We start from the raw sequence: 22582 nt of genomic DNA on the forward strand, positions 1-22582 counted from the left end.
TTTCTCGCTTGCGGGATCAAAGAACGAATAAACCATCGACAGCCCGTCATCGAGAATATCAGTGAGGCAAACCGCCGTCAGATCCTGATCCGTGGTATATTCGATCAGGCGGGACCGGATCGGCGTTTCTTCGACCATCGCCGCGAATTCGAACATATCCATGTCAGCCATGCCGCCTGTGGCGTGCCGCCCGTCAAGGTATTCGCGAAAGAGGTCATATTGCTCTTCAGTCGCCCAAGGGGATGTCGCGCGGCGGTTCAGATGCGCTGCCCGCTTGGCAACGCGGCGCTGGCTACGGCTGGGGGTGAATTTCGACACATCAATGCGCGCCGACATACAGGCCGAGCATTCCGCACAAGAGGGACGGTAGAGTACATTCTGCGACCGGCGAAAGCCTTGCTTGGACAAAGAGTCGTTCAGCTTGGTGGCCATATCGCCCTGGAGCGCGGTAAAGAGCTTACGCTCCATCCGCCCTTCCAAATAGGGGCATGGCTGTGGCGCAGTTACATAAAACTGCGGGGCAATAGGAAGCGTGTGGCGCATGCGAGATCCGGTTGATTTCCGCAAAGCTTAACAATCTGTTTACCCTGCGCCAAGCCCCCTGAGTGCGACATAGTTAATGGTAAATATTCACAGCTTCTGTCCCCAAGACCAGATCGGTCAGGCCCTGGCCCCGTTTGGTGACCAGCATCAGGATAATCGAGATCAGTTGCAGAGGTGCCACCGCGATGCTGATGCTATATCCAAGCGTATGGGCAAGTGCCAAACCGGACGAGAGCGGCGCGCCGCGATTGTCGCGGAAACGGATGCCCATCAGGCGCATCCCCCATGTTGATGACCCGTTCGCCAGCGTGAACCAGCGATAAATGAAGCCCACAACCAGCATCAGAAACGGAAAGAAGAAGATGCCGGTAAAGGCGGTAAACGGCAGGACCAATGCACAGAGCATGGCGATCATGACAACGTCGAACACCCAGGCAATACCGCGTTTGAGGGTGACGCCCTCATAGCGTTCGGGGTCATAATCAAGATGGGGGGCGTATGCGTAAGATGTGGTCATGGTGAACTCTAGCATCAAAGGGGCAGGGAAGGGCAACCCGCCGGGGAAAGCGGGCCGCCCTTGGTGGTGCTGCGCCTAGATAGCCGCAGGACCGGCGTTCGTGTCGTCAGCGTCTGTCATCTTCTTGGCGCGGTCGTCCATGAACTGGTCGAACTCTGCCTTGTCCTTGGCGTCACGCAGGCGCTTGAGGAAGGCCTCGAATTTGTCCTGCTCTTCTTCCAGACGCTGCAGCGTTTCGGCCTTATAGGCGTCAAAGGCGCTGTTGCCCGAGGATTGACCCATGTGACGGATACGGTTGCGGGATTTGGACGAACAGGAAGAATTGAACATGCGTTTGCTCCAGATCATATAGGCAAGAAGGGCAAGACCGATGGGCCAGAAGACGATAAAGCTGACAACCATGGCGGCGATCCAGGCGCCTTTGCCACGCTCGTCAAGCCAGGCCTCGGCACGGGCAAAAAAACCGAAACGGTTTTGCATTGCCATTGGGGAATGGGTTGTGGCGGTGTTCATGGTTGGGCTCCTTAGCTATCTGTGTGTGTCTATGTGAATGCTCTTCACATAACCGATATTGGAGATTTGACGCCTTGCTTCAAGTCCTGATGTAAATGTTTTTTACATTTACTTTTATTATGACGTAAATTCAGATACTTGCGCGCTGGAAATTTTCAAAAGATCTGCTGGCGCTATGGGAAAAATATGCCTTGGCGTGCCTGCGGCGGCATATATTAGCGGAAAATCCAGGAGTCTCGGATCGAAAAACGCTGTGATCGGGGCAAGGTGGCCCACGGGTGCAACCCCGCCAATGGCAAATCCCGTTTGGGCGCGGATCAGGGCGGCATCGGCCTTGCCCAACGGCTCGCCCGCTACGGCACTGGCTTTGGCCGGATCAACACGGTTGCCACCTGCGGTGATAAAAAGAATCGCCCGCCCGCTGGTCTGCCCTGCAAAAATCACCGATTTCGCGATCTGGTCGAGCGTGCATCCCGCAGCACCCGCCGCCTGCTGTGCCGTGCGTGTTTCGGGGCCAAGCTCCAATGGCGCAATATTGTGACCTGCATCCGCCAGCGCAGCGATTACCCTTTTGAGACTTTTGCTCATGATCGTCATGTCCTTTTTTGGAGCAGTCTACCCCTGCGTGACGGATTGACCAGAGCGCAACTGCGCCGCAGTGTGGGGTCATGTCATTTCCCGCACGCATCACCCGTTCGCCTTATCCATTCGACATTGATCGGGGGCAGGATGCCCTTGCTGGGTTTGCGTCACTGGCGCCTGAACTGCGCAGTCTGATTGCTGGAACGGCGGGGTGTAGCCCGTTTCTGGCCGATCTGCTGCGCCGCGAGGGGGCGTGGATCGAAGCGGCCTTCGATGATCCCGAAGCGGCGGTTGCCGATCTTTTGGCTGATATTCCCAAAGTGGCACTGTCCGATCTGCCCCTTGCCTTGCGACAGGCCAAGCGCCGTATCGCGCTGCTGACCGGCCTTGCCGATTTGGGGGGCGTCTGGCCGCTTGAGACGGTGACGCAAATTCTCACGGATTTTGCCGATGCGGCAGTACAGGCCGCAGTCAGCCAGTTGGTCGCGGCTGAGGTCGCGCGCGGAAAACTGCCTGATGGTGGTGATCCTGCCGATGCAGGTGGCATGGTCGTGCTGGCCATGGGCAAGATGGGCGCGGGCGAGCTGAATTATTCCTCCGACATTGATCTGATCTGTCTTTTTGACGAAACGCGGTTTGACCCTGACGATTATCACGAAGTGCGCAGCGCCTTCATTCGCGTCACCCGCAAGATGACCGCGATCCTGTCGGACCTGCGCGACGGCGGTTATGTCTTTCGCACCGATCTGCGTTTGCGTCCTGATGCCTCTGTCACGCCGGTCTGCCTGTCGATGGAAACCGCCGAACGCTATTACGAAAGCGTGGGCCGCACGTGGGAAAGGGCGGCCTTTATCAAAGCGCGGGTCTGCGCGGGCGATCAGGTGGCAGGCGCACGTTTTCTTGAAACCCTGCGCCCCTTCGTGTGGCGCAAGCATCTGGATTTCGCAGCCATTCAGGACGCACATGACATGCGCCTGAAAATCCGCGACCACAAAGGGCTGCATGGCCCGCTTGTGCTGGAGGGCCATAATATGAAGCTGGGGCGCGGGGGTATCCGCGAGATCGAGTTCTTCACCCAGACCCGCCAGTTGATCGCGGGCGGGCGGGACCCGTCTCTGCGCGCCCGCCAGACGCGTGAAGGCTTGCTGGCGCTGGCCGCTGCGGACTGGATTCCATTGCAGACGGCTGAGCAGCTTTACGACCACTACCGTCATCACCGCGAGGTCGAGCACCGCTTGCAGATGATCAATGACGCACAGACCCAGACCTTGCCGCAGGATGCCGCCGGATTTAACCGGCTGGCGGCCTTCATGGGGCTGGAGACAGCGACATTACGGACGGATTTGCGCGACAGGTTGGAAGATGTTCATGCACTGACCGAGGGGTTTTTCAGCCCCGATGCGCCATCTGCCGACCCTGAGACTCTGGAATGGGGGCAGGACATTGTCGCGCGCTGGCACAGTTATCCGGCGTTGCGATCGTCCCGTGCAACCGAGATTTTTGCCCGCATCACGCCCAAGATCATGGATCGTTTGCAAGAGGCCGCAAAGCCTGATGAAGCCTTGGCCCAGTTTGACGGATTTCTGGCGGGCCTGCCTGCGGGTGTCCAGCTTTTTTCGCTTTTTGAGGCCAACCCGCATCTGACCCAATTGATCGTCGACATTTGCGCGACGGCACCGGCCCTTGCACAGTACCTGTCGCGGAACTCCGGTGTGCTGGACGCGGTTTTGGGGGGTGCGTTTTTTGCGGATTGGCCCGGCAAGGCGGCACTTATGGATGAATTGAACGGGATCATGGCGGCCTACGACGACTATGAGACCCAGTTGCTGGCCGCCCGTCGCTGGGCCAAGGAATGGCATTTCCGGATCGGTGTGCATTTCCTGCGTGATTTGACCGATGCCGCCCAGGCCGGTGCGCAATATGCCGATCTTGCCGAGGCTGTCGTTGTGGGCCTGTGGCCTGCGGTGGTTGCCGATTTTGCCCGCAAGCACGGGGCCATGCCGGGGCGTGGTGGTGCGGTGATTGCCATGGGTTCGCTGGGGGCGGCGCGGTTGACGGCCACCTCTGATCTCGATCTGATCATGGTGTATGATGCGCAAGGCGTTGAGAGTTCGGACGGGCGCAGGCCGCTGCCCACCCGCACCTATTTTGCCCGCCTCACGCAGGCACTGATCACAGCGTTGAGTGCGCAGATGGCCGAGGGGCGGCTTTATGAAGTGGACATGCGTTTGCGCCCCTCCGGGCGGCAAGGCCCCGTCGCGACATCGCTGGCCTCATTCGAGGACTACCAGAATAATGAAGCATGGACTTGGGAACATCTGGCGCTGACCCGCGCGCGCGCGATCGCGGGCGATGACGGTCTTTGTGCGCAGATCGAGGCGTTTCGCCGAGCGCTTTTGCAGACCAAATCGGAGGGTGCAAATATTTTGGCTGATGTGGCTGACATGCGTGCGCGGATCGCGACCGAAAAGGGGCAGGGTGCCGGATGGGATACCAAGATTGGCCCCGGGCGGCTGCAGGACATTGAGCTTTTTGCGCAAACAGTTGCGTTAAAAGCCGCTGACGGTGCTGCGGATACCCTGCGGCAGCTACAGGCCGGTGTTGCGGATGGTTGGCTGGCGGCGGATGATGCGGAAAATCTGGGTGCCGCCTTTGATCTTTTTTGGCAGTTGCAAACGGCGCTGCGGTTTCTGGCGGGTGACGAGGGTGAGTTAGGTGATCTCTCCGAGGGCGCAAAGCGCTTGATCCTGCGTGAAACAGGCGCGAAAGATGTCGAGACACTTTTGGCCACGTTGCTTGCAACGCAACAACAGGCCGCCGCAATCATTCAACGGTACTTGGAGGCCGCATGACGGACGAGGCACTTTTTGATCCTAAGGGATTGATCCGCGAATCCTTTGCGATTGAAGGCATCGGCGCCCCGGAATGTCGGAGCATTTTCCTGGATTGGGCGCTCGGCCTTCCTGCAGGCTATGACGTGCGGATCGAGGCAAGCAAGCTGATCACGCATTATCGTGATCACGTACCGGAGGCACATCCCATGCTCCAGACCTTGCGCGCGGCACTGCAAGAGCCACCGGAACCAAGGCGCAAAGGGGGGCGCAGCGGGCGAATTTAGCCGGGTGATCCCGAGGTGCGCTGCCTTTCTGCTCCGGTCAGAAATCTTCCCATGCCGGCTGCGCCGCCGCATGTGCTGTCATGTGTGGCTTGCCTGCAGTCGGCATATGCGTCCTTGCGATGGCATCACGCAGGGCGTTTGCAGCGTCGTACGGCACGGCGGGTGTTGCGCGCGTTGATGTCATCTTGAACTTGCCGATCAGGTCTTTGAGATTGCTTGTTTCTGTGGCCAGCACATCGCCGCGTGTGATTGCGTCCTGTACCATCGCGGCGTTCTTCTGGGTCACTTGATCCAATTGGTTCACGCCAACATTGATTTCAGACAGGCCAATCGCCTGTTCCTCCGCGCTGGTCGCGATCTGTGATGTCATGGTCGCGATTTCGTTCACCTGTGTGATAATCTCGGACAAAGCATCGCCCGCGTGCCCGACCAATTGCGTGCCCTGGGCCACGTGACGTGAACTGTTTTCGATCAGCCCTGCAATTTCCTTGGCGGCATCGGCAGACCGTTGCGCAAGCGCGCGCACTTCAGAGGCGACAACCGCAAAGCCTCTGCCGGATTCGCCTGCGCGCGCAGCTTCAACTCCGGCGTTCAGTGCCAGAAGGTTGGTCTGGAACGCAATATCGTCGATAACGCTGATGACCTGAGTAATCTGTTGCGAGGATTGTTCGATCGCACGCATGGCGCTGACGGCCTGTGAAACGATTTCCCCGTTTTTGGCCGCTTCTGCGCGTGCTTTGGTCACCGAAGTGTCGACCGATTTGGCGTGTTCGGCCGCCGAGCGGACGCTTGCTGTCAGTTGATCAAGCGCAGCTGCCGTTTCTTCGAGGGTCGCGGCCTGATTCTCGGTGCGGTGGGAAAGATCTGTTGTGGCCGTGTTGGATTCAGTCGCGTTGTGACCAATCAGCGCGGCAGTTTCGTTGACCCGCACCATCGCGCTGTGCAGACCCTGAATGGCATCGTTGAAGTTGATGCGCAGCTCTTCATATTCCGGTGCGAAGAGTTCCCTGATTTCCGCTGTCAGATTGCCCTGCGCGAGTGCTGCAAGCTGTCGTTTCATGGTGCTGACAACCACGTCTTGTTGCGCGCGCAGCTTTTCCTGCTCGGACGAGACAGCGAGCCGTTCGCGCAGGCTGTCGCGGAAGATCAAGAGCGCGCGGGCCATGCGCCCCAATTCATGCGTGTGCTCTGTGCCGGAAATGGTGATGTCGTTGTCGCCTGAAGCCAGCATATCCGTGACGTCTGCCAGCCGCGCGATGGCCCCGCTGATCCAGCGACCGATGACATATGCGGCGGCAAGCGCCAAGACTGTTGCCACGATGCCGATAATCGGTATGACGGTGCGCATCGTGCTTACAATGGTACTGCCTGCGGACCCCAGATCGCTTTGGCGCTCAACAATCGCTGCCGCGGTATTATCCAGCCGCTGTTGCATCATCGGAGCAATCCGGTCGAGCGTGCCAGCCTGGATATTTTGTGCTTCGGCATTTGCAACCGCGAATGTGTCGAGCAATTCGGGATAGCCGTTCGTGAGGTCCTTGATCCGGTTTACAACCACGGTGATGTTGTCCTGGCGGTTCAGTGCCTCCAGACGGTTGAGCGCGTTGCCAAAGGCGCCATACTCTGTGGTGAATTCTTCCAGATCAGCGGCGTCATGGGATGCCAGATAGCGTTTTCCGGCCAAAATGGCGGTGTACAAGGTTTGCAGGCACCGTCCCACTGAAGAAATAAGTGCCGGGTTGGCCGACTGCAGGGCCAGGTTAAAGGTCGCACTCGTTTCCCTTTGGAGCTGGTCCGAGCGCGCAGAAAATTCGCGTTTCACGGCCTCGGCAGTTTCTGTTGCGTTGGCCATAAGGGTGAATTGCGCCTTATATATGCGTGCCTCGTCAAGAATGGTTTGGACTTCGGCTAACCTGTCGGGCGCGTTCGCAAAGGTTTCCAGAAAGCCGGTTGCGCCCAGCACCTCGTCAATATTGCTGCTGACCTGTTCACGAAAAACGGGGTCTGGTGTGATCCGGTACTGCAATGACGCCTGCTGCGCCTTGAAGATGTCTTCCACGAAGGCCGAGATGGCGATGTTCTGGTTCGCGATCTGCCGGTATTCTTCATACACATTCCCAAGCGCACCGACCGCACGGTGCGAAAACAATGCCAGGCCAACCAGCATCAGCGTCACGATGAAAAAGCCGGAGTTCACGCGACGCGATATCGGCCATGAGTCTAGCATTGGCGGTTCCTCAAATCATTTGAGCAACCCCTAGACCCAATTTCCTAACATGGCGTGAAAGCGGCCACGCACCCTGCGTTCATGACAGTGCAGCAGCCTCGGCGGCCAAAGCAGTGATGCCGGCCCAATCCTGCGCCTCCACCAGATTCTTGGGTGCAACCCAAGAACCACCGACGCAGAGTGTGTTGCTTAACCCCAAGTAATCGGGCGCATTTTTCAGCGTAACACCACCTGTCGGGCAGAACCTTACCTGCGGGATCGGGGCGCCGATGGCTTTGAGCGCAGGGGCGCCACCATTAGCTTCGGCAGGAAAGAATTTTTGCACAGTATAGCCGCGTTCCAGCAGGCGCATGGCCTCGGAGGCTGTCGCGGCACCGGGCAGGAGCGGCAGGTCGTTGGCCTCGCAGGCGTCAAGCAAGCGGTCTGTGGCACCGGGCGACACGCCGAAGGTCGCACCGGCAGCTTTGGCGTTTTCGACGTCTTTGGGGGTCAGGAGCGTGCCTGCGCCGACCACACCGCCCGGCACCGTCGCCATCTCGCGGATGACATCCAAGGCTGCGGGGGTGCGCAGCGTGACTTCCAGTGCGGGCAGGCCACCGGCGACAAGCGCCTGTGCCAGAGCGGCGGCGATACCGGCATCATCAACGACGAGGACCGGGACGACAGGGGCCATGAGGCAGACTTTGGCAGCGGCAGCAGAGGCTTCTTGTGGGGTCATTTCAGGATCCTAGCGTAGGGTGCGCGGGGCATGTGTCGGAGCCTCCGGCGGAAGTTTGATTGGACATGGAAAGGGCAGGTCAGACAACGACGCCTGCGCCTTCTGCGGCCAGACCGACAGTCTGGCGGAACACCTCGAAGAGTTCGCGCCCGACGCCGGTGCCGTTGCCGCTCAGGTCGGCGGTGGCGGGGGTGCGGGTGGCCAGATCGATGCCTTTGACTTCAATCGTGCCTGTTGTCGCGTCAAGCCGGATGATATCGCCGTCGCGGATCAGGGCGATGGGGCCGTGATCGGCGGCCTCGGGGCAGACGTGGATGGCCGAGGGCACTTTGCCCGAGGCTCCCGACATACGCCCGTCGGTCACAAGAGCGACTTTCAGGCCGCGGTCTTGCAGTACCGCCAGAGTTGGTGTCAGGCCATGCAATTCCGGCATCCCGTTGGATTTCGGGCCCTGGAAACGGACGACGATGATCGTATCTTGCGTGAATTCACCGGCTTTGAAGGCGTCTTTGACGGCCTCTTGGGTGTGGAAAACGCGGGCAGGGGCCTCGACCACGTGACGTTCGGGGGCCACGGCGGATGTCTTGATGACGCCGCGCCCCAGATTGCCGGAGAGTTGCACAAGGCCACCCTGTGGTTGGAAGGGATCGGTTGCAGGGCGCAGGATTTTTTCGTTCAGCGATGTGGTTGTGCCAGCGACGTATTCCACGCGGCCATCCACCAGTTTGGGTTCCTGGGAATAGCGTTCAAGACCTTGCCCCGCGACGGTCTTGGTATCGTCGTGCAGCAGGCCCGCGTTCAAGAGTTCACCAATCATATACCCAAGCCCGCCTGCGGCGTGGAAGTGGTTCACATCGGCCAGACCGTTCGGATAGACCTTGGCCATCAGCGGTGTGACGGCGGAGAGATCGCTGAAATCCTCCAGATCAAGGATCACGCCAGCCGCTTTGGCCATGGCGGGCAGATGGATGACAAGGTTGGTAGACCCACCCGTGGCCATCAGCCCGACGATGCCGTTGACGAAAGCCTTTTCGTCGAGGATGTCGCAGACAGGGGTGTAATCATTGCCAAGGGCCGTGATTTCCAGTGCGCGTTCGGTGGCGGCTGTGGTCAGCGCGTCGCGCAGCGGTGTGCCGGGATTGACGAAGGAGGCACCGGGCAGGTGCAGGCCCATGAACTCCATCAGCATCTGGTTGGAATTGGCCGTGCCATAGAAGGTGCAGGTGCCGGGGCCGTGGTAGCTGGCCATCTCGGCGGCCATCAGCTCTTCGCGCCCCACGTTGCCCTTGGCGAATTCCTGACGCACGCGGGCCTTTTCGTCGTTGGGCAGGCCGGACACCATAGGGCCAGCGGGCATGAAGATGCCCGGGATATAGCCAAAAGTGGCGGCGGCCATCACAAGGCCGGGGACGATTTTATCGCAGACACCAAGATAGACCGCGCTGTCAAAGACGTTGTGCGACAGGCCTACGCCTGCGGCCAGCGCGATCACATCGCGTGAAAAGAGTGACAGTTCCATCCCCGTTTGCCCTTGGGTCACGCCATCACACATCGCAGGCACGCCGCCTGCGACCTGAGCGGTCCCACCGGCTGCACGAGCGGCGGCGCGGATCAGATCGGGGTAGGTTTCAAACGGCTGATGCGCCGAGAGCATATCATTATAGGCGGTAATAATGCCGATATTGGGGGTCCGGCCAGCGGTCAGAGCGTCTTTGTCGCCGCCCATCGCGGCGTAGGCATGGGCCTGGTTGCCGCAGGTCAGATGCGACCGGCGCGGCCCTTCTGCGGCAGCACGCGCCATGGTATCCATATACTTCTGGCGCGGCCCTTCCGAGCGGGCGCGGATCCGGTCAGTAACTTCGGCAATTTTGGGGTGCAGTGACATGGCATCCTCCCTAGATTTGTCTGGGATGCCTTAACACGACCCGTTAGCGCTAACAAGGGGGCGTTAGGACGCATGGCTGTAATTGCACAGGCGCGCCAGCCATGTCTTAATGTCGCCAAAATTCCATGGTGAATAAATAAAAAACACGTCATTGGGCAGGCTTATGCATCGTAGAACTTTTCTTGTTTCGTTTTCTCTTCTTGGGCTTATGGGCTGTGGCGCGGCCATGGGCATGAAAAGCGACCCGCGCCCACAGATGGACCGCTCCTATGCGCTGCAAGGCTTCAATTTCAATGCGCTTGAGGGTTTGACCGTTTCGGAAGACGAATCCTTTTATCCGACAGCAGATGTGGTGTGGCGCGGCGATCCGCTGGGTCCGCGCATTCCGCAGATTGCGGCGATGTTCGCAGAGGCCGCCGCGCGCAACCGGCGTGTGGTGAATGGTACGTTGCCTGTCACGGTGGATGTGACACTGGTGCGGTTTCACGGGGTGACCAACCGGACCCGCTATACCGTGGGCGGCGTTTACAATGTCGTCTTTGATATGACTGTGCGCAATGCGACCACAGGCGACGTGATCGAACCCACGCGGCGCGTTGTCGGCAATCTTGACGCGCCGGGCGGGACACGTGCAACCGTGCTGGAAAGCGAAGGCCAGACGCAGAAAGTGCGGGTGACGGATTTTCTGACCAGCCTGCTGCGGTCGCAATTGGTCTAATTTGTGATCGCACGGCTTCCCAGCCGCCCCAAAGGCGGATAGGAGGCGGGTATGACAGAACACACATCCTCCGCCATGCCGGTTGTCCGGTTGATCCCCAAAGCCGAAGCCCGTGCGATCCGCCACGGGTTTCCATGGGTTTATGCCAATGAGCTGGTCACAGACCGCCGTACCCGCAATCTGACCCCCGGGACCATTGCGCAACTGGAAGACGCCAATCGCACGCCCATGGGTGTTGTAACGGTGAACCCCGCATCCAAGATCATCTGCCGCATGCTGGATCAGGATCCGGCGGCGGTGATTGATCAGGCATGGTTTGCGGGCAAACTCCAGCGCGCTTTGGCCCATCGTGCGCGGCTTTATGAGGCGCCGTTCTACCGTCTGGTCCATGCCGAGGCTGATGGGTTGCCGGGTGTTATCATCGACCGGTTTGGCGATCTGGCAGTGATCCAGCCCAATGCCGCTTGGGCCGATCTGCTGATCACACCGCTGGTTGCGGCGCTGCAAGAGGTCACCGGCGTCACCACTGTCATCATGAACGGGACAGGGCGTGCGCGCACGCTCGAAGGGCTTGAAGAAAAAACCGACGTTCTGGTGGGCACCGCCCCTGATGCGCCTGTACAGGTGCCGATGAACGGTGCGATCTATATGGCCGACGTGATGGGCGGGCAGAAAACCGGCCTGTTTTTTGACCAGCGTCCAAACCATGCCTTTGCCGCCAGCCTGTCCAAAGCTGCGCGTGTGTTGGATGTATTCAGCCATGTCGGCGGGTTCGGATTGGCGGCATTGGCCGCAGATGCGGCCTCGGTGCTTGCGGTTGACGGCTCTGCGCCCGCGCTGGAGCTGGCCGAACAGGGTGCGGCCGCCATGGGTGTGTCAGACCGGTTTGCAACACGCAAAGGCGATGCCTTTGATGTGCTGACCGCCTTGGCTGAAGAGGGTGCGACATTTGATGTGGTGATCTGTGATCCACCAGCCTTCGCCCCTTCCAAATCTTCGCTGGAGGCGGGCCTGCGTGCCTATGAACGGATCGCCCGACTGGCGGCACCGCTGGTCGCGGATGGGGGCTATCTGACGCTCTGTTCCTGTTCGCATGCGGCGGATCTGACGAAGTTCCGCAATGCTTCGGCCCGCGGGATCGGGCGCGCAGGGCGGCGCGGGCAGATCATCCACACCGGATTTGCGGGGCCGGATCATCCGTTATTGCCGCATCTGGCCGAAAGCGGCTATCTGAAAGCGCTGACCTTCCGCCTATGAGGGTGATGCTCGACGCTTGCGTTCTCTATCCCACCGTCATGCGCGAGGTGCTTCTGGGCTGCGCCGGGGCGGGGCTGTTCGAGGCGCGGTGGTCGGCGCGTATACTTGAGGAATGGGCACGGGCGACGGCAAAGCTTGGGCCAGAGCAGGAGGTCTGGGCGCGCGGCGAGATTGCAGCGCTGGCGGCGCAATTCCCGGATGCAATGGTGCGCTATGATCCGGCGCAGGAGCGGGCATTCTGGTTGCCTGATCCGGCGGATATCCATGTGCTGACGGCGGCGGTCATCGGGTCCTGTGACGGCATTCTGACGATGAACGCCAAGGATTTTCCCAAAGACATTCTGGGGGATTCCGCACTCTTGCGGTGGGACCCTGACGGCTTTGCGCTATTGTTGCTGGCAGAGGCCCCCGATCAGGTGCGCGGCGTGGCGGCGCGTGTGTTGGATCAGGCCAACAGGCTGTCATCGGAGCCGTGGGCGATGCGGGCACTGATGAAAAAGGCACGGATGCCACGGTTCGGCAAGGCGCTGGAGGTGTGATGCCCCTTCAGGACCGTCTGCGCGGGTTGCGCGGGCAGGTGCCTCCGGCGGGAGTATTTTTGGCAAGATGAGGAGGGGTGCCGCGCGTTTAACCGGCGTTCCATTTGGCTTCATTCGCCTCGATCGCTGCGATGCGCAGTGGCGTTTTGGGGTGGCTCATCATCCATGCGGGGGTTGCGGCACCACGCGCACCTGTCAGCGTTTCGAGCTTTTTGAACAGTGATTTCTGCGGCTCTGTGCCGATGCCCGCCTTGACCAAAAGGGCCGAGGCATAGGCGTCGGCCTCGAACTCGTCACTGCGCGACAGGCGCGCGGCCAGCAGGCTCATCAACGCGGTGGCGATCCATGGGCCGATAAAGGGCACAAAGCGCCCTAGAATCATCGCAAGTGCTGTGCGCATGGCGTTCTGGCCCGAGAAATCAATCATCCGGCGGCGTGAATGGCCCAAGGCCACGTGGCCCATTTCATGGGCAATCACACTGGCCATTTCTTCGGAGGTGACCTCGCCTGCGCGGTATTTGTTATAGAACCCGCGGGTGATGAAAATGCGCCCGTCAGGGGCGGCCAACCCGTTCACGGGTTCGATCTCATAGATATGCACCTTGATGCGCTCGATATCGAGCGCCTTGGCCATGCGGTCCATCAGCACTTTGAGGATCGGATCGGCAAGCTCGGTGGATCGCGCGTCAAGCTCGCGCTTGGTCCGCCACATCGAGAAGCGGTACATCGCAAGGCCGTAGAGCACGGCAAGAAGGATCGGAGTGAACTTGATCATGACTGTAATATGGGCGTCTGCGGCAGTTTCTCAAGCCTGACGGGGGTTTTCATCTGCGACATTTGGCGTCGTGCCTCCCGTCCTGCGCCGTGCCCGTGCCTTGCTGGATTTCACCAGCCACACGCCAAGTCCGGTAGCGACGACACCCGCTGCGAGAAACCCCGAAAGGTTGCCCGAAATACTGGCGATTGCGGTCATATTATCCGCAAAAACATAACCCAGCCCCACGTAAAGTGTGACCCAGACAAGCTCGCCGCTCATCGACCAGAGCGCAAAGCGGGGCCAATGAAAACGCGCAAGGCCGCTCACGTAATTGATATGCGGGCCCAGCGGGGATACCAGCCAGCGCGAGAAAAACACAGCAGAGCCGCCCCAAGTGTCCATGAACTGCGCGGATCTGTTCCGCAGTGCGGCCCGTTTGGGTTTGGCCTTAAGCCAGCGATCCATCCGGTCCCCCAGCCTGCGGGCGACCCAGTACCCCAGGTTGTCACCCAAGACCGCCCCGCAAAACGCGGCTGCAGCGACGGTTGCCAAAGACAGATCACCTGCTGCCGCGAATCCGCCAGAGGCCAGCATCAGCAGTGATGACGGGACCGGCAGGGCCAGACAGCTCAGAAAAGTCACAATAAAGAGCAGGGGGACGCCATAATCGGCCGCCAGCCCAAGAATAAGGTCATTCATCGGGTTGACCTGCATGAAAGGCCCATGCTGCGGCCGCAACCCGCTGTTGCATCTCTTCCAGCGTCAAACCCAACTCTTGCGCGATGGTGTCAAGCGAGGCGCGGCGAAGTTCACTCTCGGGGTTGAGGTTCCAGGCGGCTTTGATCACTTCGGCAGGCACGTCATAGGATTTTGCGACATAGCGCGGGGTCATCCACCCGGCCAATGTCTGGTTCTGTTTCGCAGGATCGGACCAGTACATGTAATGCGTGACGGCACGCACACCGAAAACGCCAGTCAGCGCAAAAACCACCACAAAGGCGAGAGATGCTGCGCGATTGTGGGTCCAGAGGTCATTGAGATGGTGCCACATCGCTCTGCTCTCCTAGCGTCCCAAGGTCCGCATGCCCGCGTCAATCCCTGCGAGTGTCATCGGCACCATACGGTCGGGGCCAAAGATCTCGCGGATCATCTGGATCGACTGTGTGTAGGGCCAATAGCGTTCGTCAAGCGGATTGATCCACAGATGATTGGGCCATTGGTCGCGCGCCCGTTCCAGCCATGTCTGGCCTGCCTCTTCGTTCCAGTGTTCGTTTGCGCCACCCTTGAAGGCGATCTCGTAAGGCGACATGCTGGCGTCACCCACGAAGATGCATTTGTAATCAGACCCGTAGGTGCGCAGCACGTCCCACGTGGGCGTTTGCGCGTTCCAGCGGCGGCGGTTGTCCTTCCAGACGCCCTCATAGAGGCAGTTGTGGAAGTAGAAATATTCGAAATGCTTGAATTCGGATTTGGCGGCGCTGAACAGTTCTTCCACCACTTTGATATGCGGGTCCATGGACCCCCCGATATCAAGGAAGAGCAGTACTTTGACCGCATTGCGCCGTTCGGGCCGCGTTTGGACATCCAGATAGCCGTGTTCGGCGGTGGCGCGGATGGTGCCGTTCAGGTCCAGTTCTTCATGTGCTCCGTCACGCGCCCAGCGGCGCAGGCGTTTGAGCGCCACTTTGATATTGCGCGTGCCCAGTTCAACGGTGTCGTCGAGGTTTCTGAATTCACGTTTGTCCCAGACTTTCACGGCGCGCTGGTGGCGGCTTTCTTTTTGACCGATGCGCACGCCTTCGGGGTTATAGCCGTAAGCCCCGAAGGGTGATGTTCCGGCGGTGCCGACCCATTTGGAGCCCCCCTGATGGCGACCCTTTTGTTCTTCGAGCCGTTTCTTGAGCGTTTCCATCAGCTTGTCAAAGCCGCCCATGGCCTCGATTTCGGCTTTCTCTTCGGCGCTCAGGTGCTTTTCAGCAAGCTTTTTAAGCCAGTCGGCAGGGATATCAACGGCGTTCAGCACGGCCTCGTCAGGGATTGCGTCCAGTCCTTCGAAGCTGGTTGCAAAGGCGCGGTCGAATTTATCGAGGTGGCGCTCGTCCTTGACCATGGTGGCGCGGGCCAGAAAGTAGAAGGCTTCGACATCATAGGTGGCCAGCCCCGCTTTCATGCCCTCCAGAAAGGAGAGAAACTCGCGCAGCGAGACCGGCACCCCTTCCTTTCGCAGACTGTCAAAGAAGGGCAGAAACATGGATCACAGGCTACGTTGCAGGAAGATCAGAACAAAGAGACCGACAAGGCCGAAGATGATCGCAAACACCGCGCCCCATTGCAGCATGTCCTTGCGCTGTCCGCCCTTTGATTTCGCGCGCAACGCGCCAAGAACTGCACCGAAAACCATACCTGAGAGCGGGAATATCATCGAAAAGGGCCTTTGTTAGGTTGGGGGCGGAGGCGGGGCCAGAGACGCAATTTCATTGAGCCTCAAGATGACCTCATCCCGGTCGCCCAAGCCATAAAGCGCCCACCCCAGACTGTCCAGACGCAGGGCCATGCCTGCCTCGGTCTCGCCCTTGAGGTCAAGCGCTTCGGCCTTGAACATCATCAGCAGTGCCATCAGCGCCGCGTTTTCATGGCGTCGGGCGACCTCAATGGCAGGCGTCGTCAGCGCGATGGTGGCGTCTGCGTCACGCGAGATCAGCGTGAATGCGGCCAGTTGCAGCGCGATATGGGCGGCGTGGATATTGGTCGCGGGCGTTTGCGCATAGGCGCGGCCTGCGGCGTTGAAGGCGCCCAGCGACAAAGTGGCGTCATTTCCGATCTGCAAACGGCCATAGGCGTAGTGGGCAAAGCCTTCGCGCGTGCCGGTCCAGCCTAGTGATTGCCCGATCGCGACAGCACGGGCCGCGGCCTGCCTGCGCCGCGGTTCAGAGGCGCTATTGCCGAGTGCGGTTGTGATTTCGTTGATCCAGGCCCGTGATGTGCCGGACGGGATCTGCCCGCCGGGGCGTTGTCCGCTCGGGTTCATCCGCGCAAGGATCGCGGGCAGGCGTTCGGCCACTTGCCGTTCAGACATACCGCTGCGCAATTCGGGGGCATAGTAGGCCCGCAGGATCAGCATATCGAAACCGGTCAGCACGGCATGCATGTTGTCATCATTGAAGACAGAATCAGGCAGCCGGTAGAGATCGTTCAGCGGGCCAAGTGCCTGTGCAAGTTCTTCATGCAGGCAATCGCGGACTTCCTGTGCGGTCGCATCCGATGGCAGAAAGATTGCTGCCTTCTCGCGCCGCTGCAGGGTCGCCCAGTCGAGCAGGGGCGTATCACGGGCGGCACGCAGTTCGGCCCAGCTTTGGACGCGCGGGACCACAAAACAGGCGGCATTGGGGGCGATGCGCTGGAGGCTGCGCATGGGAAGCGTCTCGATCACGATATTGGCGTCCGTTTCACTGGTCAGCCGGATATCAATGCGGGCCTCGTTACGTAGTCGGCGCAAAAGCGCGTCAAGGTCTTGCCGGTTTTCGGGGCGCAACTGTCCGACGACCCGCACGGTGACAGGCCCTTCAAAGCGGGTCAGGACAGGCAAAGGCCGTCCGCTTTCCATCCGGAACGACAGATCAACGAAATCCAGCGCAATCTCCGCGTTCGGACGCGTGGAAGGCCCGGGGCTTTCACCCGCAAAACGCGCCATTTCGGGGAATGTGAGGCGCACGGGGTCCGGCCCCGCCGGCATCTGGGCGCAGCCTGCAATAAAGGCGAAAGCGAGTGCGGCGAGATACTTCATAGGGGTCTGATGTCTTTGACCGCAAACGCACGGATCGTGACGGAAGAGGGGGGTGTCATGGAGCATGCTCTTTGTTGGTTCGGTCTGACAATAGAGGTGTTTGGGCGCAGGACCAGTCAATTCCCTGTGGGGGCGGTGCGGATTGATCAAACGCAATTTGCGATGCGGTATTCGCGCTAGTCATGCGGGAATCGTTACAAGAGGTAGGAAGATGACCACAGAAAAGGCCAAGGAAAAGACCATTGTAATCGAAATACCCGAAGCGGTCGGCGTCTTTGACAGCTTTGCAGACTTGCAGGCCGCAATCTATGACCTGCGCATGTCGGGCTTTTCGCGCCGTGATATCAGCCTTCTGGGGGATGAGGCCGCATTGAAGGAAAAGCTGGGATCGGCCTTTTGGCGCGCGAAAGACCTTGAAGACGACCCCCGTGCGCCCCGCGCGGCCTTTGTGTCAGAGGAAGCCATCGGCGAGTTGGAGGGCGCCATCGCAGGCGGCTTTTTCTTTCTGGGATCGGCCATCGCCATGACTGCGATGCTGACCCCGCTCAGCACGCTTGCGGCCTCTGTTGCAGCGGTTGCTGTCGGCGGCACCCCCGGCGCTATCCTGGGTACGTTACTGGCGCGGCGCGTCGGGCAGCATCACAAGGATTACTACGCCCATCAAATCGCTAACGGCGGCATCCTGTTGTGGGTACGCACCGAAAACAAGGACAAAGAGGCGCTCGCGACCAAAATCCTGAAAGGACACTCAGGCAAGGACGTACACGTCCACGGTTGGACGAAATAGCGCGTTAGCGCTGTCCGCGTGCCATAAACGCCAGCCGCTCGAACAAATGCACGTCCTGCTCATTCTTGAGCAGGGCGCCATGGAGTTTCGGCAGTGCATTCGCCCCGTCGCGTTTGAGGTCCTCGGCGCTCAGATCCTCGGCCAGAAGCAGCTTGAGCCAGTCCAGCACTTCGGAGGTGGACGGCTTTTTCTTGAGGCCCGCCGTTTCGCGCAACTCATAGAATTGGGTGAGTGCGGTCGTCAGAAGCTTTTCCTTGATACCCGGATGATGGACCTCGACGATTCTGCGCATCGTGTCGATGTCGGGAAAGCGGATGTAGTGGAAAAAGCAGCGGCGCAGAAAGGCGTCGGGCAGTTCTTTTTCGTTGTTGGATGTGATGATCACGACGGGGCGGTGGATGGCCTTCACGGTCTCTCCGGTCTCGTAGACGTGGAACTCCATCCGGTCCAGTTCCTGCAACAAGTCGTTGGGGAATTCGATATCGGCCTTGTCGATCTCGTCGATCAAGAGCACGACCTTGCCATCCGCGCCGAATGCCTGCCAGAGCTTGCCCTTTTTGATATAGTTGGCCACGTCATGCACCCGCGCATCGCCCAGCTGGCTGTCGCGCAAACGGCTGACGGCGTCGTATTCGTAAAGCCCCTGTTGCGCCTTGGTGGTGGATTTGATGTGCCACTCGATCATGGGCAGGCCAAGGGCTGCGCTGACCTGCCGCGCAAGCTCGGTCTTGCCGGTGCCGGGCTCGCCTTTGACCAAAAGCGGGCGTTCCAGCGTGACGGCTGCATTCACCGCCATCGTCAGATCGTCAGTGGCGATATAGGTTTCGGTTCCGGTGAATTGCATCTGCTTGCCCTTTGATTTGCAAAAGTAACCTAGCAGGTCGTTCGGGATCATCAACACCCTGCGAGGCCTGTCAAAATGGGGGGTGACAGCGCGTCGGGAACCAAGTAAACCCCGACAAAATTGGGGTTGGGGTGAGCGCAACGCGTCAGCGCGCATCAAAGCAAGAGGGTATGAATATGAAGGCAGAAGTGTTTCTTGGAGACAACTATCGCCCCGCAGATGACGAACCATTCATGAATGAACGGCAGACCGAATATTTCCGTCGCAAACTGCTGACATGGAAAGCCGAACTCCTTGAAGACAGCCGCGACACAGTCGCGGGCATGAAAGACCAGACACGCAATATCCCTGATGTGGCTGATCGCGCTTCTGAAGAAACCGACCGTTCACTTGAACTGCGCACACGTGACCGCCAGCGCAAGCTGGTCACGAAGATCGACGCGGCATTGCGCCGGATCGAACAGGGTGAATACGGCTACTGCGAAATCACCGGCGAGCCTATTTCGCTCAAGCGTCTGGATGCACGTCCCATCGCGACCATGAGCCTTGAGGCGCAAGAGCGTCACGAGCGCCGCGAAAAGGTGCATCGGGACGACTAGGATGACCCATAACCAAAGCCGCGACATCGCTGTGATTGGTGGCGGCATTGGTGGGTTAACGGCCGCGCTGGCCTTTGCGCGCAGTGGCGCAAACGTCACGGTCTATGAACAGGCACCCGCGCTGACCGAGGTTGGCGCCGGTCTGCAGATTACCCCCAACGGTGCGCGTGCCTTGAACGCGCTTGGTATTGACCGCGCGCTTGCCGTCTCTGGTGTGCAGGCACAGGCCGTGGTGCCGATGGATGCGATGACAGGGCGCGAAATTGCGCGCTTTGATCTCTCGGCGCAGACACCCCCTTATGTTTTCTATCACCGCGCGGCCCTGATCGACATTCTGGCGCGTGGGTGTGATGCCGCAGGTGTCACGGTCAGGCTGGGTGCAAAGATCACAGAGGTCAGTGCCGATGGCAGTTTCAGTTTTGATGGCAAAACACATCGTCCTGTGCTGACTGTCGGTGCCGACGGGCTGCATTCCGTCGTGCGCGGTCTGATCAACCGGCCTGCACCGCCGTTCTTTACGGGGCAGGTGGCATGGCGCGCCATGATCAAGACCGATAAGTCGGATCCTGTGGCCCGGATCTGGATGGCCCCGGGTCGGCATATGGTGACCTATCCACTGCCCGGTGGTCGATTGAACATTGTTGCCGTGCAGGAACGCAGCCAATGGGCCAAGGAAGGCTGGCACCACAGCGATGATCCGGGCAACCTGCGCATGGCTTTTGCCGACTGTGGATGGGAGGCCAAAAGCATCTTGGCGGCGGTCGACGAGGTGCGGCTTTGGGGGCTATTCCGGCATCCTGTGGCGGCAAAATGGCATCTGGGCACATTGGCGATTTTGGGGGACGCGGCACATCCGACGTTGCCATTTCTTGCGCAGGGGGCGAACCTCGCGATCGAGGATGCCTATACATTGGCGCGCTGCTGCAACGAAGAGGCAACGATTGAGGCAGGCCTGCGCCGCTATCAGGACAAACGCCGCGCGCGTGTCGTGCGGGCCATCGAGGCGGCGAACAGGAATGCGCGGAACTATCACCTGGGCGGTGTGCAGCGCGTGGTGGCCCATGCAGGGCTGCGGACCTTGGGAAAAGTGGCGCCAGCGGCGTTTCTCAACCGGCTCGGCTGGCTTTATGATCACGATGTGACGGCCCGAACCGCGTAGGGCATTTTTTCAAACAGGGCAAAACAAGAACGCTTTTTTGCTTTATGTCGCGCTTGCCGCAACAATGCCGCGAAATACCTTGATTGTTTCCGGTTCTTGCCCAGCTTTCGGCAAATTGCCTGCGTAGACAGGCATCATGTTGCCTATCGACTTTCATAAATATGCCCAAACCCGCACGGTGCAGCCTGCGTCCGCCTCTGTGTCCGGCGCAGATATGTTTCTGGCAATCTCGATCCGGCGCACGACACTGTCCTTCGCGTGCAAACAAAGCACGACAGAATACAGTGACCTGAGGGCGGTGTCGCGGGATTTACTGGTATCGGACGCTTAGTGGCAGTTAGGGGTTTCAATCGCCTGAAGCCTAACCGCAATGATCACCAATTCCTGCTGGCCTGATCCGTGACGCGCTCCAGCACTTCATGGCTGCGCCAATCCACGCGGTAGATCTCGTCCTCGATCCGGAAATAGACCCAGCCATCGCTGACGGTTGGCAGGCCATAGTAACGCGCATTCATGATCATGGAATACTGTCCGCGCTCAAGCGTTTCACCAATTTCGACAGGGCCGGGTTGTGGCGTCAAGGGCTGGGGAATGGCGACGCAAGCGGTGCCTGCGACGGCGATGCGGCACTGTGCCTGACTGATTGTCGGCAATGTGACAGCAACGACTGCGATACTGATTAACTTGCGAAGCATGTGTCCGTGCTCCTGAAATGCGACCTGAAAAAGCGATCCTAACCGATCAACGGGCTAGGCGGCAAGGTCTACCCAGACCGGCACGTGGTCCGAGGGCTTTTCGCGGCCACGCACTTCGCTTTCGATCCAGCAATTGTTCAAAAGGTCTGCGCATTGTGGCGTCAGCAGGAAATGGTCGATGCGGATGCCGTCGTTCTTGTCCCATGCACCCGCCTGATAATCCCAGAAGGAATAATGCCCAGAGCGTGCTTCACGGGCGCGGAAGGCTTCGGTGTAGCCAAGGTTCAGGATACGGCGAAAGGCCTCGCGGCTTTCAAGACGAAAGAGCGCGTCATCGCGCCACGCATCCGGGCGGGCGGCATCCTCGGCTTGCGGGATAATGTTGTAATCCCCGCACAGTAGCGCCACTTCTTCATGTGCGATAAGTTCAGCGGCACGGGCCTGAAGCCGTTCCATCCAGCGGAGTTTATATTCATATTTCGGCCCCGGTGCGGGGTTGCCGTTGGGCAGGTAAAGCCCGCAAATGCGCACGGCTTTTACACCAACGACGGTGGCTTCAATATAGCGGGCCTCTTCATCATCCACACCATCGCGCCCCGCGCCTGCGGCACCGGGCAGGCCGCGCGTGACGTCCTCAAGCGGGAATTTCGACAGGATTGCGACCCCGTTAAAGCCCTTCTGACCATGGGTTTCGACGTTATAGCCTTTGTCCTCAAACATCTCGCGGGGGAAACCCTCATCGACGGATTTGATCTCTTGCAGGACCGCCACATCGGGCTGGGTTTCATCAATCCAGTTCGTCAGCGCCTCAATCCGCGCCTTGACGCCATTGATGTTGAATGTTGCGATTTTCATGTGCGCCCCCTTCGTTGTTCTTGGTTTTGACCCAAGGGCGGGCAGGGCGCAAGGCTACATAGAAAACGACGTCCCGCAGCCGCAAGACGAGGTGGCGTTGGGGTTGTTGATCACGAACCGCGCGCCGATCAGCTCTTCGGTGAAATCAATCACTGCATCCGCCAGAAACGGCAAGGACACAGAATCGATGACCACTGTTTCGCCCTTGTCAGACAGCACCAGATCGTCCTCTTTCGCTTCATCAAGGTCGATCTCGTACTGAAAGCCGGAACAGCCGCCACCCTCGACCGCGACACGCAGGGCCTTGCCTTGCGCGCTCGCGCCGATTTCGGCGAGGCGTTCAAATGCGCGGGTGGTAACTTTGGGGGGGACGGTGAACATCACGGGGGCCTATCGGTTTGGGTGTACCTGTAATATAGGGATGACAGGCAAAAGCGACAAGACAGGCAATTCACATGGCAGCGCCCTATGCGACAGACCCCGCC

25 protein-coding genes are annotated in these 22582 nt (G+C 59.6%); 8 read left to right on the forward strand and 17 right to left on the reverse strand.

Annotated features, from left to right (window positions below; translation table 11 throughout):
* The 4 genes from VGP75_RS18860 to VGP75_RS18875 form a co-directional block, all read right to left on the reverse strand.
* The coding region (locus VGP75_RS18860; RefSeq protein WP_327545123.1) for an arginyltransferase at window positions 1-543 on the reverse strand (543 nt) is incomplete at its 3' end.
* A 73-nt stretch (window positions 544-616) separates the two neighbouring features.
* Window positions 617-1060, reverse strand: a complete 444-nt coding sequence (locus VGP75_RS18865; protein WP_327545124.1) for an RDD family protein — start codon at window positions 1058-1060, stop codon at window positions 617-619.
* 75 nt (window positions 1061-1135) lie between these two features.
* Entirely contained in the window at window positions 1136-1573 is a 438-nt protein-coding gene (locus VGP75_RS18870; RefSeq protein WP_327545125.1) for a DUF2852 domain-containing protein, read from the reverse strand.
* 117 nt (window positions 1574-1690) lie between these two features.
* On the reverse strand, window positions 1691-2161 hold the full coding sequence (locus VGP75_RS18875; protein ID WP_327545126.1) for a YbaK/EbsC family protein: 471 nt from the start codon (window positions 2159-2161) through the stop codon (window positions 1691-1693).
* 80 nt (window positions 2162-2241) lie between these two features.
* Here VGP75_RS18875 and glnE point away from each other — a divergent pair, with 80 nt between their 5' ends.
* Window positions 2242-5007: a bifunctional [glutamate--ammonia ligase]-adenylyl-L-tyrosine phosphorylase/[glutamate--ammonia-ligase] adenylyltransferase gene (gene glnE / locus VGP75_RS18880; RefSeq protein ID WP_327545127.1), complete on the forward strand. Its 2766-nt coding sequence runs from the start codon at window positions 2242-2244 to the stop codon at window positions 5005-5007.
* Complete coding sequence (locus VGP75_RS18885) at window positions 5004-5273, forward strand: hypothetical protein (protein WP_327545128.1); 270 nt, start codon at window positions 5004-5006, stop codon at window positions 5271-5273. Before glnE ends, VGP75_RS18885 begins: the two co-directional genes overlap by 4 nt.
* Before the next feature lie 37 nt (window positions 5274-5310).
* On the opposite strand, the gene VGP75_RS18890 is transcribed toward VGP75_RS18885, so the two are convergent.
* The 3 genes from VGP75_RS18890 to edd form a co-directional block, all read right to left on the reverse strand.
* Complete coding sequence (locus tag VGP75_RS18890) at window positions 5311-7500, reverse strand: methyl-accepting chemotaxis protein (RefSeq protein WP_327545129.1); 2190 nt, start codon at window positions 7498-7500, stop codon at window positions 5311-5313.
* 79 nt (window positions 7501-7579) lie between these two features.
* A complete protein-coding gene (locus VGP75_RS18895; protein ID WP_327545130.1) occupies window positions 7580-8218 on the reverse strand; it encodes a bifunctional 4-hydroxy-2-oxoglutarate aldolase/2-dehydro-3-deoxy-phosphogluconate aldolase in 639 nt (212 codons plus the stop codon).
* A gap of 79 nt (window positions 8219-8297) precedes the next feature.
* Window positions 8298-10103, reverse strand: a complete 1806-nt coding sequence (gene edd, locus VGP75_RS18900) for a phosphogluconate dehydratase (RefSeq protein ID WP_327545131.1) — start codon at window positions 10101-10103, stop codon at window positions 8298-8300.
* 226 nt (window positions 10104-10329) lie between these two features.
* Between edd and VGP75_RS18905 the strand changes: the two genes are divergently transcribed.
* The 3 genes from VGP75_RS18905 to VGP75_RS18915 are packed head-to-tail and all read left to right on the forward strand — an operon-like array spanning window position 10330 to window position 12617.
* Window positions 10330-10821 (forward strand): DUF6778 family protein, encoded by a 492-nt coding sequence (locus VGP75_RS18905; RefSeq protein WP_327545132.1) that lies wholly within the window; start codon window positions 10330-10332, stop codon window positions 10819-10821.
* A 51-nt stretch (window positions 10822-10872) separates the two neighbouring features.
* Window positions 10873-12078 carry an RSP_2647 family RNA methyltransferase gene (locus tag VGP75_RS18910; protein ID WP_327545133.1) on the forward strand — a complete coding sequence of 402 codons (1206 nt, stop codon included), beginning with the start codon at window positions 10873-10875 and terminating at the stop codon, window positions 12076-12078.
* Window positions 12075-12617, forward strand: coding sequence for an RSP_2648 family PIN domain-containing protein (locus tag VGP75_RS18915; RefSeq protein ID WP_327545134.1), 543 nt, complete (start codon window positions 12075-12077; stop codon window positions 12615-12617). The genes VGP75_RS18910 and VGP75_RS18915 overlap by 4 nt, the downstream gene beginning before the upstream one ends.
* An 88-nt stretch (window positions 12618-12705) precedes the next feature.
* On the opposite strand, the gene VGP75_RS18920 is transcribed toward VGP75_RS18915, so the two are convergent.
* Genes VGP75_RS18920 through VGP75_RS18945 form a run of 6 tightly spaced genes read right to left on the reverse strand, consistent with a single transcriptional unit; the run spans window position 12706 to window position 17158 of the window.
* The gene (locus VGP75_RS18920; RefSeq protein ID WP_327545135.1) at window positions 12706-13392 is read right to left on the reverse strand and encodes a M48 family metallopeptidase; all 687 of its coding nucleotides are present in this window, start codon (window positions 13390-13392) and stop codon (window positions 12706-12708) included.
* Between the two features lie 30 nt (window positions 13393-13422).
* Window positions 13423-14073 carry a DedA family protein gene (locus VGP75_RS18925; protein ID WP_327545136.1) on the reverse strand — a complete coding sequence of 217 codons (651 nt, stop codon included), beginning with the start codon at window positions 14071-14073 and terminating at the stop codon, window positions 13423-13425.
* Window positions 14066-14425 (reverse strand): hypothetical protein, encoded by a 360-nt coding sequence (locus VGP75_RS18930; protein ID WP_327545137.1) that lies wholly within the window; start codon window positions 14423-14425, stop codon window positions 14066-14068. The genes VGP75_RS18925 and VGP75_RS18930 overlap by 8 nt, the downstream gene beginning before the upstream one ends.
* Window positions 14426-14437: 12 nt before the next feature.
* A complete protein-coding gene (locus tag VGP75_RS18935) occupies window positions 14438-15625 on the reverse strand; it encodes a vWA domain-containing protein (RefSeq protein ID WP_327545138.1) in 1188 nt (395 codons plus the stop codon).
* A gap of 3 nt (window positions 15626-15628) precedes the next feature.
* Window positions 15629-15796: a hypothetical protein gene (locus tag VGP75_RS18940; protein WP_181417111.1), complete on the reverse strand. Its 168-nt coding sequence runs from the start codon at window positions 15794-15796 to the stop codon at window positions 15629-15631.
* A gap of 15 nt (window positions 15797-15811) precedes the next feature.
* Complete coding sequence (locus tag VGP75_RS18945; protein ID WP_327545139.1) at window positions 15812-17158, reverse strand: DUF2927 domain-containing protein; 1347 nt, start codon at window positions 17156-17158, stop codon at window positions 15812-15814.
* A gap of 211 nt (window positions 17159-17369) precedes the next feature.
* Here VGP75_RS18945 and VGP75_RS18950 point away from each other — a divergent pair, with 211 nt between their 5' ends.
* The gene (locus VGP75_RS18950; protein ID WP_327545140.1) at window positions 17370-17945 is read left to right on the forward strand and encodes a hypothetical protein; all 576 of its coding nucleotides are present in this window, start codon (window positions 17370-17372) and stop codon (window positions 17943-17945) included.
* Between the two features lie 4 nt (window positions 17946-17949).
* On the opposite strand, the gene VGP75_RS18955 is transcribed toward VGP75_RS18950, so the two are convergent.
* Window positions 17950-18789: an AAA family ATPase gene (locus VGP75_RS18955; protein WP_327545141.1), complete on the reverse strand. Its 840-nt coding sequence runs from the start codon at window positions 18787-18789 to the stop codon at window positions 17950-17952.
* A 176-nt stretch (window positions 18790-18965) separates the two neighbouring features.
* Here VGP75_RS18955 and dksA point away from each other — a divergent pair, with 176 nt between their 5' ends.
* Window positions 18966-19388, forward strand: coding sequence for an RNA polymerase-binding protein DksA (dksA, locus tag VGP75_RS18960; RefSeq protein WP_327545145.1), 423 nt, complete (start codon window positions 18966-18968; stop codon window positions 19386-19388).
* 1 nt (window position 19389) lies between these two features.
* On the forward strand, window positions 19390-20547 hold the full coding sequence (locus VGP75_RS18965) for an FAD-dependent monooxygenase (RefSeq protein WP_327545142.1): 1158 nt from the start codon (window positions 19390-19392) through the stop codon (window positions 20545-20547).
* 374 nt (window positions 20548-20921) lie between these two features.
* Here the strand turns inward: VGP75_RS18965 and VGP75_RS18970 are convergent, their stop codons facing one another.
* The 3 genes from VGP75_RS18970 to VGP75_RS18980 are packed head-to-tail and all read right to left on the reverse strand — an operon-like array spanning window position 20922 to window position 22478.
* Entirely contained in the window at window positions 20922-21242 is a 321-nt protein-coding gene (locus VGP75_RS18970) for a hypothetical protein (RefSeq protein ID WP_327545143.1), read from the reverse strand.
* 54 nt (window positions 21243-21296) lie between these two features.
* A complete protein-coding gene (xth, locus tag VGP75_RS18975; protein WP_327545144.1) occupies window positions 21297-22097 on the reverse strand; it encodes an exodeoxyribonuclease III in 801 nt (266 codons plus the stop codon).
* Between the two features lie 54 nt (window positions 22098-22151).
* Window positions 22152-22478 (reverse strand): HesB/IscA family protein, encoded by a 327-nt coding sequence (locus VGP75_RS18980; RefSeq protein ID WP_076658583.1) that lies wholly within the window; start codon window positions 22476-22478, stop codon window positions 22152-22154.
* Window positions 22479-22582: the final 104 nt, after the last annotated feature.

Source organism: Yoonia sp. (assembly GCF_036007805.1).
Classification (GTDB): domain Bacteria; phylum Pseudomonadota; class Alphaproteobacteria; order Rhodobacterales; family Rhodobacteraceae; genus Yoonia.

Bases quoted from the DNA above. Each gene is read 5' to 3' on its own strand.
- xth (WP_327545144.1), bottom strand. From the start codon at position 22,097: ATGAAAATCGCAACATTCAACATCAATGGCGTCAAGGCGCGGATTGAG.
- VGP75_RS18930 (WP_327545137.1), bottom strand. From the start codon at position 14,425: ATGTGGCACCATCTCAATGACCTCTGGACCCACAATCGCGCAGCATCT.
- VGP75_RS18935 (WP_327545138.1), bottom strand. From the start codon at position 15,625: ATGTTTCTGCCCTTCTTTGACAGTCTGCGAAAGGAAGGGGTGCCGGTC.
- VGP75_RS18940 (WP_181417111.1), bottom strand. From the start codon at position 15,796: ATGATATTCCCGCTCTCAGGTATGGTTTTCGGTGCAGTTCTTGGCGCG.
- VGP75_RS18965 (WP_327545142.1), top strand. From the start codon at position 19,390: ATGACCCATAACCAAAGCCGCGACATCGCTGTGATTGGTGGCGGCATT.
- VGP75_RS18865 (WP_327545124.1), bottom strand. From the start codon at position 1,060: ATGACCACATCTTACGCATACGCCCCCCATCTTGATTATGACCCCGAA.
- VGP75_RS18915 (WP_327545134.1), top strand. From the start codon at position 12,075: ATGAGGGTGATGCTCGACGCTTGCGTTCTCTATCCCACCGTCATGCGC.
- VGP75_RS18905 (WP_327545132.1), top strand. From the start codon at position 10,330: ATGGGCATGAAAAGCGACCCGCGCCCACAGATGGACCGCTCCTATGCG.
- VGP75_RS18980 (WP_076658583.1), bottom strand. From the start codon at position 22,478: ATGTTCACCGTCCCCCCCAAAGTTACCACCCGCGCATTTGAACGCCTC.
- VGP75_RS18910 (WP_327545133.1), top strand. From the start codon at position 10,873: ATGACAGAACACACATCCTCCGCCATGCCGGTTGTCCGGTTGATCCCC.
- glnE (WP_327545127.1), top strand. From the start codon at position 2,242: ATGTCATTTCCCGCACGCATCACCCGTTCGCCTTATCCATTCGACATT.
- VGP75_RS18925 (WP_327545136.1), bottom strand. From the start codon at position 14,073: ATGAATGACCTTATTCTTGGGCTGGCGGCCGATTATGGCGTCCCCCTG.
- VGP75_RS18945 (WP_327545139.1), bottom strand. From the start codon at position 17,158: ATGAAGTATCTCGCCGCACTCGCTTTCGCCTTTATTGCAGGCTGCGCC.
- VGP75_RS18885 (WP_327545128.1), top strand. From the start codon at position 5,004: ATGACGGACGAGGCACTTTTTGATCCTAAGGGATTGATCCGCGAATCC.
- VGP75_RS18970 (WP_327545143.1), bottom strand. From the start codon at position 21,242: ATGCTTCGCAAGTTAATCAGTATCGCAGTCGTTGCTGTCACATTGCCG.
- VGP75_RS18955 (WP_327545141.1), bottom strand. From the start codon at position 18,789: ATGCAATTCACCGGAACCGAAACCTATATCGCCACTGACGATCTGACG.
- edd (WP_327545131.1), bottom strand. From the start codon at position 10,103: ATGTCACTGCACCCCAAAATTGCCGAAGTTACTGACCGGATCCGCGCC.
- VGP75_RS18895 (WP_327545130.1), bottom strand. From the start codon at position 8,218: ATGACCCCACAAGAAGCCTCTGCTGCCGCTGCCAAAGTCTGCCTCATG.
- VGP75_RS18920 (WP_327545135.1), bottom strand. From the start codon at position 13,392: ATGATCAAGTTCACTCCGATCCTTCTTGCCGTGCTCTACGGCCTTGCG.
- VGP75_RS18875 (WP_327545126.1), bottom strand. From the start codon at position 2,161: ATGAGCAAAAGTCTCAAAAGGGTAATCGCTGCGCTGGCGGATGCAGGT.
- VGP75_RS18890 (WP_327545129.1), bottom strand. From the start codon at position 7,500: ATGCTAGACTCATGGCCGATATCGCGTCGCGTGAACTCCGGCTTTTTC.
- VGP75_RS18870 (WP_327545125.1), bottom strand. From the start codon at position 1,573: ATGAACACCGCCACAACCCATTCCCCAATGGCAATGCAAAACCGTTTC.
- dksA (WP_327545145.1), top strand. From the start codon at position 18,966: ATGAAGGCAGAAGTGTTTCTTGGAGACAACTATCGCCCCGCAGATGAC.
- VGP75_RS18950 (WP_327545140.1), top strand. From the start codon at position 17,370: ATGACCACAGAAAAGGCCAAGGAAAAGACCATTGTAATCGAAATACCC.